Origin of the sequence: Variovorax boronicumulans NBRC 103145, assembly GCF_001591345.1 — a bacterium.
Lineage (GTDB): Bacteria > Pseudomonadota > Gammaproteobacteria > Burkholderiales > Burkholderiaceae_C > Variovorax > Variovorax boronicumulans.
Genome location: NZ_BCUS01000037.1, coordinates 25,314 through 41,989 on the forward strand (window position 1 = coordinate 25,314; position 16,676 = coordinate 41,989).

The following is a 16,676-nucleotide window of genomic DNA, read 5'->3' on the forward strand; positions in this document are numbered from 1 at the left end:
CGCGGGCCGTCAGCCCGCCACGGCGACCGGCCGGACCGCGCGCGCAATGGCGCTTTCCTTGACCGGCAGGTTGATCAGCGCCGCGAACACGCCCAGCGCGATCGAGATGTACCAGACGATGCTGTAGCTGCCCGTCGTGTCATACAGGAAGCCGCCCAGCCACACGCCCAGGAACGACCCCACCTGATGGCTCAGGAACACGAAGCCGCTGAGCATCGACAGGTGGGCCACGCCGAAGATGCCCGCGACGATGGCGTTGGTGGCCGGCACGGTCGACAGCCACAGGAAGCCCATGGCCGCCGAGAACACGTACACGCTCAGCGGCGAGATCGGCGCCAGCAGGAAGAGCGCGATCGACACCGCCCGCGCAAAGTAGATGGCCGCAAGAATCTTGGGCTTGGACAGCTTCTGCCCCAGCAGGCCGACCGTGTAGGTGCCGAACACGTTGAACAGCCCGATCAGCGCCAGCGCGTAGCCCGCCACTTCAGGCGACAGGTTCTTGTCGCGCAGGTAGGTCGGCATGTGGATGCCGATGAAGGCCAGCTGGAAGCCGCAGACGAAGTAGCCCGCCATCAGCAAGCCGAAGCTCGGGTAGCGGAAGGCCTCGCCCACGGCCTGCAGCACCGATTGGTCACGGTGGCCGGCCAGGGCCGCGGTCTTGGGTTCGCGCAGGCCGAAGGCCAGCGGCACGATCACCAGCACCAGCACCGCCACCACGGCCAGCGCCGTCTGCCAGCCGAAGGCCCCGATCAGGCGGCCTTCGATGGGCGCCATCAGGAACTGCCCGAATGAGCCGGCCGCCGCGGCCACGCCCATCGCCCACGAGCGGCGCTCGGCCGGGATCTGCCGGCCGATCACGCCGTAGATCACGGCGTAGGTCGAGCCCGCCTGCGCCGCGCCGATCAGCACGCCCGCGCTCAAGGTGAACAGCAGCGGCGTCGGCGAATGTGCCATGCCGAAGAGGCCCGCCGCGTACAGCAGCGAGCCGCCGATCAGCACGCGGAACGCGCCGAAGCGGTCGGCCAGCATGCCCGCGAACACGCCGAAGATGCCCCACGACAGGTTCTGCACCGCCAGCGCGAACGAGAAGGTCTGTCGGTTCCACTCCTGTGCCTGCGTGATGGGCTGCAGCCAGAGGCCGAAGCCGTGGCGGATGCCCATCGAGAGCGTGACGATCATGGCGCCGCAGAACAGCACCTGCTTGATCGAAAGGGTGGGAGCGGGGGAGGCTTGCATCCTTCGAATGTAGCGAAATGGATGCTGCGGCAGGTGGCGCGGTGGCCATGGCCATTGATGATTTGTGGGCGCGGTTTCAATGCGCGGACCGCATCAAAGAAAGAAGGCAGGCGCGGGGCCTGCCTGTGGGGTCAGCGCGCCGGTGCCGCCGCCGCGCCACGCGCGTCCGGAAAGCCGTGCTCGCAGGCCCGCCACGCCAGCACCAGCCCGGGCACCAGCAACGCCAGCAGCGACCAGGGCAGGCTGCCCGCGCCGCCGCCCTGCAGCAGCAGGCCGCCCACCAGCCCGCCGCCCGCGATGGCGAGGTTCCATGTGGTCACGACCATCGACTGCGCCACGTCCGCCGCGTCGCCGGCGGCCTGGGCCGAGGCGGTCTGGAACAGCGTCGCGGCGCCGCCGAAGGCCAGGCCCCAGACCGTGACCGCGAGGTACACGCCCGCCGCCGATCCGCCCGCTGCGGCGAGCATCAGCGCCGCCAGCGCGAAGGCGCCCGTGCCGGCCAGCACCAGCGTGCGCAGCCAGCGGTCGATCAGCACGCCCGTGAGCCAGATGCCGCCCAGCGACGCCGCGCCGAACACCAGCAGCACCCGCCCGACCTGCGCGCCGAGCCCGGCGTGCGCCAGGAAGGGCGCGATGTAGGTGTAGAGGATGTTGTGCGCCAGCACGAAGGCGAACATCACGGCCAGCACCGGCCGCACGCCCGGCAGCAGGAACACGCGGCGCACGCTCTGCTGGCGCCCGGCCTCCTGGCCTGGGAAGTCGGGCACCTGCCAGCGCACCCAGCCGAGCAGCAGCACCGACAGCGCCGACATGATCAGAAAGGCCGGCCGCCAGCCGACGCTCGCGCCCAGCAGCGTGCCCGCGGGAATGCCCAGCGACAGCGCCAGCGGCGCGCCCAGCATCGCCACGGCGATGGCCCGGCCCTGCTGCGACGGTGCCACCATGCGCGCCGCGTGCCCGGCCAGCAGTGCCCACAGCAGGCCCGCGAACACGCCGGCGAAGAAGCGCGCGACCAGTGTCAGCGTGTAGTCGTGCGACAGCGCCGTCACCGTGTTGACCACGGCGAAGCCGCCGATCGCGCCCATCAGCAGCGGCCGGCGCCGCCAGCCGCGCGTGAAGGCCACCAGCGGAATGGCCGCCACCAGCGAGCCCAGCGCGTACACGGTGACGAGCTGGCCGACCAGCGCGGGCGCCACGCCCAGGTCGGCGCCGATCTGCGGCAGCAGGCCGGCCGGCATCGCCTCGGTGAGGATGGTGATGAAGCCGCCGGCTGCCAGCGCCAGCAGGCCGGACAAGGGCAGGGGGGAGGAAGAGGTCGTGTCACGCATAGACGGCGTCCCTCAACTCGGTGACGAAGCGGCCCGACATGCCTTCATAGAGCGTGTTCGTGAAGGCCACCACGCTGAGCCCGCGCGCCCGGTCGACGAACCAGGCATGGCCGTAGGCGCCGCCCCAGCGCCAGGTGCCGGGCGATTCGGGCGTCTGCGTGGGCTGCGGGTCGTGCAGCACCGAGAAGCCCAGGCCGAAGCCCCAACCCGGCGCGTCCGGGGGGCCCCAGGCGCCCGTGTGGTTGCGGCCCATGGTGTCGACGGTGGCGGCGCCCAGCAGCGGGGCGCCGCCGGTGCGCAGCGTGTCGAGCAGGCGCAAAAAGTCGCCCGCGCTGCCGACCATGCCGGCGCCGGCCGAAGGCCAGGCGTTGGCGTCGAAGGCGCGCGCCGGGTCGAAGCGGATGCCGACGGCGCCCTCGAACGGGGTGGCGACGACGGGGCCGTCCATGCGCTGCGGCGGCGTCGCGTCGGCGCCGTTCACATAGGGCGTGGCCAGCCGCGGGTCGTCGGGTGCGGCGGCGAAGCCCGTGTCGTGCATCTGCAGCGGCCCGGTCACCAGCGCGCGCACCGCCTCGGGCAGCGGCAGGCCGCTGGCCGCCTCGACCACCGCGCCGAGCACGTCGATGGCCAGCGAATAGAGCCATCCGGTACCGGGCGGGTACAGCAGCGGCACACCGGCCAGGCGTTGCAGGTTGCCGGCCAGCGTGAGGCCGTCGTCGTGGTCCATGCCGTCTGACACGCCGGCGCGCGCGTACGGGCCGTCGTCCGTGCTTTCGAGGAAGCGGTAGCCCAGGCCGGCCGTGTGGGTCAGCAGCTGCCGCAGCGTGATGACGGCTTCGCCGCCGCCATCGGGAAGGCGCGGGCGGAAATCCGGCAGCCAGCGCGTCACCGGGGCGTCCAGTTCGAGCCGGCCCTGGTCCACGAGCACCATCGCGGCGGTCGAGACGATGGGCTTGGACACCGAGGCCAGCCGGAACAGCGCGTCCTCGCGCATCGGCCGGCCGGCCTCGCGGTCGGCCAGCCCGGCGGCGCGCCGGTGGACGAGGCGGCCGTCGTGGCTTACCAGCACCACCGCGCCAACCAGCCGCTGCTCGGCCAGCGCGCGGTCGATGGCGGCGTCGATGCGCGACGGGTCCGGGCCCTGCCACGCAGGGGTGAAAGTGGGGGAAATGTCGGGAAGAAAGGTCATGCGGCCCACGATAGGAAGAAGCCGACTTCGGATAAAGACGGCTACAGTTCCGCTCAATGCGGACGTTCAAGTCCGCAATGGAGATTCCCCATGGACAGCCTCAGCGGCTTTGCCGTCTTCGTTCAGGTCGCCGAAACCCGCAGCTTCGTGGCGGCCGGGCGCGCGCTCGGCGTGTCGGCCTCGGCCGTGGGCAAGCGCGTGGCGCGGCTCGAGGAGCGGCTGGGCGTGCGCCTGTTCCACCGCAGCACGCGCAGCATCACGCTCACCGCCGAGGGCGCGCTGTTCCTGGCGCGCAGCCGCCGTGTGCTGGCCGAGATCGAGGCCGCCGAGCAGGAGCTGTCGCACGCCGCCGAGGCGCCGCGCGGGCGGCTGCGCGTGAGCCTGCCGCTGGTCAGTTCGCTGGTGCTGCCGGTGCTGGCCGACTTCATGGCCGCCTACCCGGCGATCGAGCTCGACCTCGACTTCAGCGACCGGCTGGTCGACGTCATCGAGGAAGGCTTCGACGCCGTGGTGCGCACCGGCGAGCCGGCGGATTCACGGCTGTCGTCGCGCCAGTTGGGCGAGTTCTCGCAGCTGCTGGTGGCCTCGCCCGCGTACCTGGCGCACCACGGCACGCCCGCCTCGCCGGACGACCTGGCCCGCCACGCCTGCCTGCACTACCGCTACCCGGCGACCGGCAAGGTCGAGGTCTGGCCGCTCGCGCCCGGGCCCGACGGCGTCGAGGTGCGCCCGCCGGTCTCGATGATCTGCAACAACATCGAGACCCGGCTGTGCTTCGCCCTGCGCGGGCGGGGCATCGCCTGCCTGCCCGACTTCAGCGTGCGCGCTGCGCTGGCCGAGGGCGCTCTGCAACCCGTGCTGGCCGACCACCTGCGCCGGCCCCGTACCATCGCGTTCCGCGTGCTGTGGCCGTCGGGGCGCCATCCGTCGCCCAAGCTGCGGGCGTTCATCGATTTCCTGGGCGCGCGGATGTTCGGTCCGCCCGCAGAAACTCCCGCCTGATGTGCGAAAAGACCGAAGCCGGTGCCTGTATGGGTATCCAGTCATTTCAACCCAACTGACTACAATCCGCCCCCATGGCGACTTCCCCCAAGACATCTTCAGACTCCGCTTCCGGCTATTCGGAAGGCTCCATCCGCGTGCTCAAGGGCCTCGAGCCCGTGAAGCAGCGCCCGGGCATGTACACCCGGACCGACAACCCCCTGCACATCATCCAGGAAGTGCTCGACAACGCCGCCGACGAAGCGCTGGCGGGCTACGGCAAGAAGATCAAGGTCACGCTGCACACCGACGGCTCGGTCAGCGTCGAGGACGACGGCCGCGGCATTCCCTTCGGTCTGCACCCCGAAGAAAAAGCCCCCGTGATCGAGCTGGTCTACACCCGGCTGCACGCCGGCGGCAAGTTCGACAAGGGCTCGGGCGGCGCCTACAGCTTCTCGGGCGGCTTGCACGGCGTGGGCGTGTCGGTGACCAACGCGCTGTCCAAGCGCCTCGAAGTCAGCTCGCACCGTGAAGGCTCGGTCGCCAAGCTGGCCTTCAGCGCCGGCGACGTGATCGAGGCGCTCGAGATCCGCAAGCTCGAAGCCGGCGAACGCAAGCAGGGCACCACCGTGCGTGCCTGGCCCGACGCCAAGTACTTCGAGACCGCCGCGCTGCCCATGGGCGAACTCACCCACCTGCTGCGCAGCAAGGCCGTGCTGATGCCCGGCGTGAGCGTCACGCTGGCCGTCGAGAAGACCGGCGAAAGCCAGCAGTGGCTCTACAAGGGCGGTCTGAGCGACTACCTGATGCAGACGCTCAACGGCGACCCGGTCATTCCGCTGTTCGAAGGCAGCGGCCATGCCGACAAGAACGCCGACAACTTCGCCGAAGGCGAGGGCGCCGACTGGTGCGTGGCCTTCACCGAAGACGGCCAGCCGGTGCGCGAGAGCTACGTCAACCTGATTCCCACCAGCGCCGGCGGCACGCACGAAAGCGGCCTGCGCGACGGCCTGTTCAACGCGGTGAAGAGCTTCATCGAGCTGCACTCGCTGCTGCCCAAGGGCGTGAAGCTCCTGCCCGAGGACGTGTTCGCGCGCGCCTCGTACGTGCTCAGCGCCAAGGTGCTCGACCCGCAGTTCCAGGGCCAGATCAAGGAGCGCCTGAATTCGCGCGACGCCGTGCGCCTGGTGTCCAGCTTCGTGCGCCCCACGCTCGAGCTGTGGCTCAACCAGCACGTCGACTACGGCAAAAAACTGGCCGAGCTGGCCATCAAGGCGGCCCAGACGCGCCAGCGCGCCGGCCAGAAGGTCGAGAAGCGCAAGGGCTCCGGCGTGGCCGTGCTGCCCGGCAAGCTGACCGATTGCGAGAGCAAGGACATCAGCCACAACGAAGTCTTCCTGGTCGAGGGCGACTCCGCCGGCGGCAGCGCCAAGATGGGCCGCGACAAGGAAAGCCAGGCCATCCTGCCGCTGCGCGGCAAGGTGCTCAACACCTGGGAAGTGGAGCGCGACCGCCTGTTCGCCAACACCGAAATCCACGACATCTCGGTGGCCGTGGGCGTCGATCCGCACGGCCCTGCCGACACGCCCGACATGAGCGGCTTGCGCTACGGCAAGATCTGCATCCTGTCCGATGCCGACGTGGACGGCTCGCACATCCAGGTGCTGCTGCTCACGCTGTTCTTCCGGCACTTTCCCAAGCTCATCGAAGCCGGCCACGTGTATGTCGCAAAGCCGCCATTGTTCCGGGTCGATGCGCCCGCGCGCGGCAAGAAGCCGGCCTCCAAGGTCTATGCGCTGGACGAGGGCGAACTCACCGCCACGCTCGACAAATTGCGCAAAGATGGCGTGCGCGAAGGCGCCTGGAGCATCAGCCGCTTCAAGGGTCTGGGCGAAATGAGCGCGGAACAATTGTGGGAAACCACGCTCAATCCGGACACCCGCCGCCTGATGAAGGTCCAATTGGGGCGGTTCGATTTTTCGTCCACCCAGGGCGAGATCACCAAGCTGATGGGCAAGGGCGAAGCGGCGGCGCGGCGCGAGCTCATGGAATTGCGCGCAGACGACGTCGACATCGACGTCTGACAGTTTCCTTTTTCTTTCCTTCTTCTCACACGCATGTCGGTTTTCGAGCGTTCGCTGTGGTTGGCCCTTCTGCTGTGCATGCAGCAGGGGCTCGCGCACGCGACCGACATCTATGGCTACATCGACAGCAACGGCGTGGCGCACTTCGCGGCCGAGAAGGTCGACGAGCGCTACAAGCTCTTCTTCCAGGGCGGCCAGAGCTTCGACACCGCCAAGGGCCTGTCGCCGCTGGGCCGCGCCGGCATCCGCCGCCGGCTCGACGGCAAGGTGTCGCCGGCCTCGCAGAACCTGCTCGCCATGTTCGAGGCCTCGCCCGGCTACAAGACCGCCAAGGCGGCGCTGCGCGATGCGTCGAGCAAGCACGCGATCGACTACGAGCTGCTGCAGGCGCTGGTCGCCACCGAGTCGGGCTTCGATGCGAAGGCCGTCTCGCCCAAGGGCGCGATGGGGCTCATGCAGCTCATGCCGGCCACCGCGCAGCGCTACGGCGTGGCGACGGACAAGCGCGGCACGATCGAGAAGAAGCTGTTCGACCCGCACATCAACATCGCCGCCGGCTCGCGCTACCTGCGCGACCTGATCGCGATGTTCCCGGGCCAGATCGAGCTTGCGCTGGCCGCCTACAACGCGGGCGAGGGCGCGGTGCAGCGCGCGGGCAACAAGATCCCGAACTACAAGGAAACGCAGAACTACGTGCAGACCGTGCTGCAGCTGTATGCGTACCTCAAGCCCTCGGCCGTGACCGTGGGCGGCAACCTGCGCAGCGGAAGCGGCAGCAGTGGTGGCAGGACGCCCGGGCGCATCCGCATGGAAATGTCGGTGCCCAAGGGCGGCGCGATCGGGCGCGGCAACATGCCGTCGGAGTCGCCGCGCAACGTGCCGACCATGCCCGATATTCCCGAGCCGTCCGACGTGCCCACCAGCGCGGCGGAGCCGGGCGACGCTTCGCCGCCGTCGCCGCTGTCGTGATCCCGCAGGCCGCCATGCACCCCACTTTCATTTTGGGCTGAGCGCGAACGCACGCCGCCCGTCACTGTTTTTCTTTCTCTCTTCTTCATGGACGACTCTCAACCTCCGCTCGACCTTGCAGGCCCCACCGACGGCGACACCACCCTCACGCTGGCCGACTACGCGCAGACCGCCTACCTCGAATACGCCCTGAGCGTGGTCAAGGGCCGTGCGCTGCCCGACGTGTCCGACGGCCAGAAGCCGGTGCAGCGGCGCATCCTGTACTCGATGTCGCGCATGGGCCTGGGCTTCGGCGGCACCAACGGCACCGTGGGCGCCAAGCCCGTGAAGAGCGCGCGCGTGGTCGGCGACGTGCTCGGCCGCTTCCACCCGCACAGCGACCAGGCCGCGTACGACGCGCTGGTGCGCATGGCGCAAGACTTCTCGCAGCGCTATCCGCTGGTCGACGGCCAGGGCAACTTCGGCAGCCGCGACGGCGACGGTGCCGCGGCCATGCGCTACACCGAAGCGCGCCTGGCACGCATCACCAGCCTCTTGCTCGACGAGATCGACGAAGGCACGGTCGACTTCATTCCCAACTACGACGGCAGCACCGAAGAGCCGCGCCTCTTGCCCGCGCGGCTGCCGTTCACGCTGCTCAACGGCGCCAGCGGCATCGCCGTGGGCCTGGCCACCGAGATCCCGAGCCACAACCTGCGCGAGATCGCCGACGCCTGCGTGGCGCTGATCAAGTCCAACGGCAAGCTCAGCGAAGAAGAACTCTTCGCCCTCGTGCCCGGCCCCGACTACCCGGGCGGCGCGCAGATCATCAGCAGCGCGAGCGACATCGCCGACGCCTACCGCACCGGCCGCGGCTCGCTCAAGGTGCGCGCGCGCTGGAAGATCGAAGACCTCGCGCGCGGCCAGTGGCAGCTCGTGGTCAACGAACTGCCGCCGGGCGTGAGCACGCAGAAGGTGCTCGAAGAAATCGAGGAAATCACCAACCCGAAGGTCAAGGCCGGCAAAAAGGCCCTGAGCGCCGACCAGACGCAACTGAAGGCCGCGATGCTGTCGGTGCTCGACGTGGTGCGCGACGAGTCGAGCAAGGACGCCGCCGTGCGCCTGGTGTTCGAGCCCAAGACCTCGCGCATCAGCCAGGACGAGTTCGTGACCACGCTGCTGGCGCAGACCTCGCTCGAGACCTCGTCGTCGATCAACCTCACGATGGTCGGCATCGACGGCAAGCCCACGCAGAAGTCGCTGCGCCAGATGCTCAACGAGTGGATCGCATTCCGCGAGATCACCGTCGAGCGGCGTTCGCGCCATCGCCTGGACAAGGTGCAGGACCGCATCCACATCCTCGAAGGCCGGCAGCTGGTGCTGTTGAACATCGACGAGGTCATTGCCATCATCCGCGCGGCGGAAGACCCGAAGGCGGCGCTCATCGCGCGCTTCAACCTCAGCGAACGCCAGGCCGAGGACATCCTTGAAATCCGGCTGCGCCAGCTTGCGCGGCTCGAGGCCATCAAGATCGAACAGGAGCTGGCCGGCCTGCGCGAAGAGCAGAAGAAGCTCGAAGACATCCTCTCCAGCCCGGCCACGCTGCGCCGCCTGCTGGTGAAGGAAATCGAGGCCGACGCCAAGACCTTCGAAGACCCGCGCCGCACGCTCATCCAGGCCGAGAAGCGTGCCGTGGCCGAGGTGAAGGTGGTCGACGAGCCCGTCACCGTGATCGTGTCGCAGAAGGGCTGGGTGCGCGCGCAGAAGGGCTGGGCCAGCGAGAAGGCCGCCGGCAACGGCGGCACCGCGCCCGAATACAGCTTCAAGTCGGGCGACACGCTCTACGGCGCCTTCGAGTGCCGCAGCGTCGACACGCTGCTGGTCTTCGGCAGCGCCAAGGACAAGAGCGTGCGCGTCTACACCGTGCCCGTGGCCTCGCTGCCCGGCGCGCGCGGCGACGGCCAGCCCGTCACCACGCTCATCGAGCTCGACGCCGGCACGCACGTCACGCATTTCTTCGCGGGCCCGGTGGGCGCCTGCCTGCTGCTGGCCAACACGGGCGGCTACGGTTTCATGGCCACCATCGAGAACATGATGTCGCGCCAGCGCGGCGGCAAGGCCTTCATCGACGTGGGCGAGGGCGAGCAGCTGTGCCGGCCGTCGCTGGTGGGCGGCGCGAGCGGCGCCGAGCCGATGCCGGCCGCCACGCACGTGGCCTGCGCCTCGACGGGTGGCCGCATCCTGACCTTCGACATCGCCGAGCTCAAGAGCCTGCCCAAGGGCGGTCGCGGCCTGACGCTGATCGACCTCGAGGCCAAGGACACGCTGGCCGGCGCTGCCGCCTACACGCGCAGCGTGCGCATCGACGGCATCGGTCGCGGTGCCAAGGAGCGCGACGAGACGCTGGAGATCCGCACGCTCAACAACGCACGCGGCAGCCGCGCACGCAAGGGCAAGGCGGCCGACCTGGGCTTCAAGCCGGCGAGCATCGTGCGGGTGCTCTGATGCTGGGCGGCATCGACATCAGCATCCTCGGCGTGATCCTCGCCGTGGTCACGGGTTTCGGCAGCTACATCCTGGGGCGCCGCATGCGTGAGAAGCGCCAGGGCAAGCGGCGCGCGAAAGACCGCGCCGCCGCGCAGGCCAACGAGACGCGCCAGGTGCGTCGCGCACGCGAGCGGCGCGAGCAGGAAGGCAAGTAAGCAGGCAGGCCGAGGGGCTTGCTCACCAGCCCCCGTAGCCGTCGACGTTCTCGCGCGTCACGAGCTTCGATGGCAACAGCAGCACGCGCTGCTGGGGAGGCTGGCCCTTCAGGAGCTTCAACCCGATCTGGGCCGCCCGCTGGCCCATCAACGTGGGCGACTGCGTGGCGCTGCCTGCGATCAAGGTGGCCGGGTCTTGCAGCCGCTGCGCCACCTCCGGCGAACCGTCCATCGCCGTGATGACGATGTCGCGCCGGCCCGCGACCTGGGCCGCCAGTTCCGCGCCGATGCCGCACAGGTCGTTGATCGCGAACACGCCCGACAGTTTCGGATGGCGCGCGAGCAGCCGCGTCATCTGTTCGACGCCGCCGTCCTTGGTGGCGCCGCCATTGAGCGCCATCGACACGACGCGCACGCCGGGTGCGGCGTTCAATGCCTCGCGGCAGCCGTTGACGCGGCCCACCGCGGCCGTGTTCGGCGGGCCGTCGATGATCGCCACTTCGCCTTTGCCGCCGAGCGTGCGCACCAGATGTTCGCAAGAGAGCTTGCCAGCCGCGCGGCTGTCGGTCACCACGGCCGCGTCCGCGCCTTGCACGAGCGCATCGACCGCCACCACCTTGATGCCGGCCGCGCGCGCCTCCGTGACGCGCGCGTGCAGGGTGGTCGAATCGACCGGCGTCACGATCACCAGCTGCACGCGCTGGCGGATCATTTCCTTGAGCTGCTCGTCCTGCCGCTGCGGATCGAACCCGCTCGACACGACCGTGATGTGCGCCGCGTTGCGACTGTCTGCGGCCAGCGTGGTTTCCACTGCGCGCGCGATGTAGGCAAAGAAGGGGTTGCGCAGGTCGCTCACGAGCACGCCGACGCGCGGGCCTTTGCCATGGTTGGCATGTGTCGCGAGCGCGCTGCCCACGGGGCCCACGGCGAGGAGGAGGGCCAGCAGCCAGGTGCGCCAGGGACGTTTCATGGGCATGGGTGCGAGGGCCTCGTTGCGAGAGGGGGCCGGTGAAGGGGTGGGGATGATGACATGTTCCGCAGCGCCTCGCATCCGCGATCTGCGGGGGCAAGCATGGGGGAATGGACGGACCTGCCGGCCCCGGTCGGTGCCGATGTTGTCGCGGGTCGGCAGCGTGGGCGGCGGCAGTGTCAGACCTGGAGGGAGAAGGGGTTGCCCGGGTCGCTGACGATCAGGGCGATGTGCGGCGCATCGGGGGGGCGACGGCCCCTGCGCCCGCGATCGATGCCAGCACGCGCCCCGTGGCGAAACCCCTGGCGATGCGCGCCAGGCGGCGCCTCGGGGCGCGCGTCGAGATGGCGGGAATGCCGCCTCCTTTCTTGCCGGTTCTTCTTGTGATCACCTTGCTCCCTGTGGCTGCTGCCTTGCAGATGACGGTGTCGTCCGCGATCGGCGTCCGGTGAGGGATTCGTCGCGGCGACACGGCGATTGAACCGGCCGCTGGTTAACTGTCTGTAAACCTTCCAAAAGTGGCGAGCAACATTTGAAATACACACCGCCGCGTGGACGGTGCGTTCCTTACTTCAGCCCGGTCCACCAACGCACGTTGGTGCGCGCCTGGCCCACCGTGAGCACTTCGCCGATCACCGGCGTGGCCAGGTCGATCTTCTTGGCCTGCGCCAGGTCGGCGATGCGGTCCAGCGGGTCGTGCCAGGTGTGGAAGGCCAGGTCGAAGGTGCTGTTGTGCACCGAATAGAGCACCTTGCCGCGCAGGTCTTCGAAGGCCTGAACGCTCTGCTCGGGCGTCATGTGCACGCCGGGCCAGTAGGCGTCGTAGGCGCCGTTTTCCATCAGCGCCAGGTCGAAGCCGCCGAAGCGTTCACCGATCTGCTTGAAGCCGGGGAAGTAGCCCGAGTCGCCGCTGTAGAAGATGCGCTGGTCGCCGCTTTGCACCACCCACGAGGCCCACAGCGTGCGGTCGCGGTCGGTCAGCGTGACCGCGCGGCCCGAGAAATGCTGCGCGGGCGTGGCGGTGAGCTTCACGCCCGCGTGCTCGCCGCCCTGCCACCAGTCGAGCTCGGTGACGCGCTCGGCGGGCACGCCCATTTCGATGAGCCGGGCGCGCACGCCCAGCGGTACGAAGTAGCGTTGCACACGCGTGGCGAGGTACTCGATGGTGGCGACGTCCAGGTGGTCGTAGTGGTCGTGCGAGAGGATCACCGCTTCGATCGGCGGCAGCTGCTCCAGCTGGATCGGCGGCTTGTGAAAGCGCTTCGGCCCGACCCACGTGAAGGGCGAGACGCGCTCGCTGAACACGGGGTCGATGAGCCAGTACTTGCCCTTGAGCTTCAGCAGGTGCGACGAGTGGCCCAGGCGCACCACATGGTTAGCGTCGGCCGCGAGCGCATCGAGCGCCTGGGGCGTCAGGGCGCGCACCGGAATGGGGTCGACCGGCACGGTGTCGACCTTGCTGCCGACGATGAAGCGCGACCAGATGCGCCAGGTGCTGGCGGCGGGCTGCAGCTCGGGGTTGGGCATGTTCTGGAACACGCCACCTTTGAACTGCGGCGAGTTCTCGTAGCGCGTTTCCCCGCCGCCGGCGCTGCTGCAGCCGGCGATCAGCGCTAAGGCCGCAGCCGACAGCGTCGGGCGGACGTAGGTATGCCGAGGAAGAAGGAGTGCCCGAAGGGCCGTTATACGCGACATAAACAGGAGACCTCGTGCAGGCAGTGCGACTTTCGCGGCGCGAGCTTAGCTGGCCTTGGTCTGGCGATGGTTTCATCGGCAGAAACATGTCAGACACAAGGGCATTCGGCCTCGATCCGCCGCGCGGGTCTCTGTCTCTGTATGCGCACTCGTTCGTACTGAACTCGCGCTAAGGCACTCCTGCCTCCAGCATAAGTGATCGTCTCTTGAGCAGCACTACGCTACTTCATCTGCTAGTAATGCAGTTTCAACATTTTCAGGAACTGCGACGAACAGCGATTGAAAGTGGCTTTCTTCGAGAATTGGAGACGATCTGAGTTGATCCTTTGCGTTGTCTCGAGAGACGTCGAGCTCTGAAAATCTACCATCTAATTTTCTCAAATGAGCATAGCAGCCAATGTCTACAACAAATGCTTGGAAGGTCCCTGGTTGTGACTTGTGAGTTAATGCAGAGGCTGTGTTGTGAATTATTCTATAGTCTAGTAGGCGATATATCAAGCTTCGAAAGTCGTCATTTTGTTGCAGAATTTTTTCTGAAACCAAGAAGGCATTCGTGCCTTTTGAAAGGCAGAACTCACGAATTACGTAGATCCCGCGCATCAGTACGTCCTGTTCGCCACCTTCGGAGTCTTGCTTAAGTTCTTCAATTCTCTTTTCAAAATTTGATTTACTCATCAGTCGAACATCATCTTTTCCTATCTTATCATTTCCTTCTGATTTAACAGTTCCTAGGACCTCAAGAAATAGTGAAAGTGTGTCGCGAGGAACTCCGCCTCCTGCCATCACCAACCTGTCAAATCCCGCGCCCTTGAAGAGGCTGCTGATGTCACCTTCGGAGATGCCTACCGCCTTTCCAAATTCATTGAGAATTTTTCTGTTTTGTTCTTTTGTTTTTGGAAAGTCCGCAAAGGTGTAATCAATATTTATTGGCTGGTAGTCATGTCGTTCTTGTGCGCCGATTGGTTGATTATCTAGATCCATGTATAAGGATGAAGCATGTCGTAGTGTGGCTACCTTAAAATACAAGGGCAGGTCTTTGCAGAGTCGGTGTATGTAATCAATGACAAATGGTTGATCTGATTTTTTGAGATGATACAAATCGTCGATTTGCAAAAAAACTGCAGTTACAGACGATGAAAGATCAAAAAACTCGCGAACTTGCTCTTTTAATCGGGGTAGCCATATGTCGAGCTCTTTGAGTTTTTCACTTCTCAATGAAAAACTTCGCTCTGTTTGCTGCTTGGTTTGCTGGCTTGTACTTTCATTTAGCTTGAATTGAAGGACTTCGAGTTTTCCTTCTATTCCAGCTTCGTTTTTTTCACTCGCCTCGGATGAGTTGCTTGTCTTGATGGTCTCTTCTTGAACATCCGCTTTGGAGCGAAGAGAATTTAACTCTACTCGTATGTTGCTGATGAGAAGCTTCGATGCTTTGCTACGCCCAAACCATCCATGAAGGTGACGTTCGAGTTCTCGAAAAAGTGCATCTAGAATTTCGACCAGAACATTTGGAAACGAGTGACGCTTAAAATCCTCGCAATTTAAATAGACGGTACGAGTTTTTGTTTTTGCCAACTGCTTCGTTGAGTGATGAAGGAGTAGTGTTTTCCCACAACCTCGACGCGCAAATATAGTGTGATTTTGCTTGGCGCAAACATCGCCAACTATGTTGGCGGCGTCCATATACGGAACTGGCTCACTTGTATCGCGTTGGATTCGAAGGCCTTCCGTGATTTTTTGGCGCAAGGAGTTTAATTTTCTGTCGCTAAGTGCCATTGAAATTTTCCGTAGAGGGATGGGAAAACCTATGGTTACATAAATTGCGAAGGATGCCTACTCTGATAAGATCAAGAGAAGCCGCGTCGACCAGTACGTGAATATGTGAATTTTTTCACGATTTATTGCTTGCTGCGCTTGCTGCGCTTGCTGCGCTTGCTGCGCTTGCTGCGGCCTTGCGCCGCAATTGGTTTTAACCCTTGGTTGCCGACGGGTTTCGTGGTTTGCGAGAGTACGGAAGATCTTGAGACGTCATTTTTCCGTGCATTTGAGTTTTTAAAGTTCGCTTGGACTTTGGGTTTCAGAGTCGATGGTGGTGCTCTTTGCGCCTTCAGCGAGATACATTGCTGTTCTTTGCAGCGCTGTTCAGTTCGCCATCTTTTTGCCGGAAGCATGCGCTGTATATCGCCATGAAAACTGCCATCCTCGTCATTGACATGCAGCGCAGCCTTTGCGACGATCCGCCCCGGCCGTACGAGGCCGAAGCGGTCATCGGGCGCATCAACGCGCTCACGGTACGGGCCCGCGCGGCCGGCGTGCCGGTGGCTTTCGTCCAGCACGAGAACGCGATCGACCTGGAATTCGATTCCGAGCGCTGGCAGCTGGCCGATGCCTTGCAGGTGACGCCGGCCGACGCGCGCCTGCGCAAGACCACGCCCGACTCGTTCCTGCGCACGCCGCTCGAAGCGTGGTTGTCGGGGCAGGGCGTTCGGCGCGTGGTGGTCTGCGGCTATTCGTCGGAGTTCTGCGTGGACACCACCGTGCGCCGCGCCGCCGCGCTGGGCTACGAGGTGGTGCTGGCGGCCGACGCCCACACCTCGCACGACAAGCCGCATGCCAAGGGCGCCTTCATCCGCGCGCACCACAACGCGACGCTGTCGGACATCACGAGCTTCGGCGTGCCGATCCGGGCGGTCGACAGCGCGGACATCGCTTTCGGCGATTGATCTGGCGCTAGGGCATGCGCCCGGTGGCCAGTGCGTGGGCCCAGTCCGCACGCCCATTGGCAGCAGCCAGTGCCGCCATGGCCGTGTGGTCGTAGGGCACGGTGACCAGCGTGCAGGTCCACTGCCCGTGGTCGTGCCGTTCGACCAGCGCGTAGCGCGCATCGGGTGAGCCGGTCTCCACGTGGTGCGGATGCGGATGCGCGTCGCCATAGGCCTGCAGGCCGACGCTGCCCGGGTTGACGATCAAGATGCCATTGGATGCGCGCATCACGCGCGGCAGGTGCGTGTGGCCGCAGGCGACCAGTTCCGTGCCGGCTTCCACTGTGCCGAGGCGCGCATCGATCTCCGCCGCAGTGGCCATGCGCAGTTGCGTCGGCTCGACCGTTTCTAGGAAGTAGGTGAGGTCGCTGTCGGGCGTGCCGTGGCACAGCAGCACTTCAGGGCTGAAACGCAGGCACGGCGTGAGCGAGGCGATCCATGCGAACTCTGCCTCGCCGAGTTGGGCGTGTGCGAAGGCGTCGGACTCGCCGCGCTGGCCGGAGGTTGGCAACGTGAGCAGTTGCCGTTCGTGGTTGCCGGCGAGCTGGACCCAGTCCTGCGCCATCAGGAACTGCGCAGTCTCCAGCGGCATCAGCGGGCCTGAGAGGCTGTCGCCGAGGTTGACGGTGGCATCCACGTTGCGGCGTGCGATGTCTTCGACGACGGCTTTCAGTGCGGGGAGGTTTCCGTGGATGTCGGAGACGAGGGCGATGCGCATGCGTGGCTTCTTTGTGAGGGCGGTGATCTTAGTTCGGGGTGCGTGCGCAGGCCACCGGGTACTTCC

At 66.1% G+C, this 16,676-nt stretch carries 14 protein-coding genes; 6 read left to right on the forward strand and 8 right to left on the reverse strand.

Annotation, left to right across the window (positions count from 1 at the left end; all coding sequences use genetic code 11):
- Positions 1-9: 9 nt before the first annotated feature.
- The 3 genes from VBO01S_RS13125 to VBO01S_RS13135 form a co-directional block, all read right to left on the reverse strand.
- On the reverse strand, positions 10-1,236 hold the full coding sequence (locus tag VBO01S_RS13125; protein ID WP_062474686.1) for an MFS transporter: 1,227 nt from the start codon (positions 1,234-1,236) through the stop codon (positions 10-12).
- A 131-nt stretch (positions 1,237-1,367) separates the two neighbouring features.
- Positions 1,368-2,564: an MFS transporter gene (locus VBO01S_RS13130; RefSeq protein WP_062474689.1), complete on the reverse strand. Its 1,197-nt coding sequence runs from the start codon at positions 2,562-2,564 to the stop codon at positions 1,368-1,370.
- Positions 2,557-3,753, reverse strand: coding sequence for a serine hydrolase domain-containing protein (locus VBO01S_RS13135; RefSeq protein WP_062474692.1), 1,197 nt, complete (start codon positions 3,751-3,753; stop codon positions 2,557-2,559). Before VBO01S_RS13135 ends, VBO01S_RS13130 begins: the two co-directional genes overlap by 8 nt.
- A 90-nt stretch (positions 3,754-3,843) precedes the next feature.
- On the opposite strand from VBO01S_RS13135, the gene VBO01S_RS13140 reads away from it, so the two are divergent.
- The 5 genes from VBO01S_RS13140 (at position 3,844) to VBO01S_RS13160 (ending at position 10,468) form a co-directional block, all read left to right on the forward strand.
- Positions 3,844-4,755, forward strand: a complete 912-nt coding sequence (locus tag VBO01S_RS13140) for a LysR family transcriptional regulator (RefSeq protein ID WP_062474695.1) — start codon at positions 3,844-3,846, stop codon at positions 4,753-4,755.
- A gap of 74 nt (positions 4,756-4,829) precedes the next feature.
- Positions 4,830-6,818, forward strand: coding sequence for a DNA topoisomerase IV subunit B (locus tag VBO01S_RS13145; protein WP_062474697.1), 1,989 nt, complete (start codon positions 4,830-4,832; stop codon positions 6,816-6,818).
- Between the two features lie 33 nt (positions 6,819-6,851).
- Positions 6,852-7,787 (forward strand): lytic transglycosylase domain-containing protein, encoded by a 936-nt coding sequence (locus tag VBO01S_RS13150; protein WP_062474700.1) that lies wholly within the window; start codon positions 6,852-6,854, stop codon positions 7,785-7,787.
- A gap of 87 nt (positions 7,788-7,874) precedes the next feature.
- Entirely contained in the window at positions 7,875-10,271 is a 2,397-nt protein-coding gene (gene parC, locus VBO01S_RS13155; protein WP_062474703.1) for a DNA topoisomerase IV subunit A, read from the forward strand.
- Positions 10,271-10,468, forward strand: coding sequence for a hypothetical protein (locus VBO01S_RS13160; RefSeq protein WP_253252366.1), 198 nt, complete (start codon positions 10,271-10,273; stop codon positions 10,466-10,468). Before parC ends, VBO01S_RS13160 begins: the two co-directional genes overlap by 1 nt.
- A gap of 22 nt (positions 10,469-10,490) precedes the next feature.
- On the opposite strand, the gene VBO01S_RS13165 is transcribed toward VBO01S_RS13160, so the two are convergent.
- The 4 genes from VBO01S_RS13165 to VBO01S_RS32400 form a co-directional block, all read right to left on the reverse strand.
- Complete coding sequence (locus tag VBO01S_RS13165) at positions 10,491-11,444, reverse strand: ABC transporter substrate-binding protein (protein WP_062474706.1); 954 nt, start codon at positions 11,442-11,444, stop codon at positions 10,491-10,493.
- Positions 11,445-12,005: 561 nt separating this feature from the next.
- Complete coding sequence (locus tag VBO01S_RS13175; RefSeq protein ID WP_082818122.1) at positions 12,006-13,133, reverse strand: MBL fold metallo-hydrolase; 1,128 nt, start codon at positions 13,131-13,133, stop codon at positions 12,006-12,008.
- Between the two features lie 216 nt (positions 13,134-13,349).
- Positions 13,350-14,906 carry a hypothetical protein gene (locus VBO01S_RS31810; protein ID WP_082818123.1) on the reverse strand — a complete coding sequence of 519 codons (1,557 nt, stop codon included), beginning with the start codon at positions 14,904-14,906 and terminating at the stop codon, positions 13,350-13,352.
- A gap of 122 nt (positions 14,907-15,028) precedes the next feature.
- Positions 15,029-15,301 (reverse strand): hypothetical protein, encoded by a 273-nt coding sequence (locus tag VBO01S_RS32400; protein ID WP_157627362.1) that lies wholly within the window; start codon positions 15,299-15,301, stop codon positions 15,029-15,031.
- 15 nt (positions 15,302-15,316) lie between these two features.
- On the opposite strand from VBO01S_RS32400, the gene VBO01S_RS13180 reads away from it, so the two are divergent.
- Positions 15,317-15,853, forward strand: coding sequence for a cysteine hydrolase family protein (locus VBO01S_RS13180; protein ID WP_062474711.1), 537 nt, complete (start codon positions 15,317-15,319; stop codon positions 15,851-15,853).
- A gap of 7 nt (positions 15,854-15,860) precedes the next feature.
- Here the strand turns inward: VBO01S_RS13180 and VBO01S_RS13185 are convergent, their stop codons facing one another.
- Entirely contained in the window at positions 15,861-16,610 is a 750-nt protein-coding gene (locus VBO01S_RS13185) for a metallophosphoesterase family protein (protein ID WP_062474714.1), read from the reverse strand.
- Positions 16,611-16,676 lie beyond the last annotated feature (66 nt).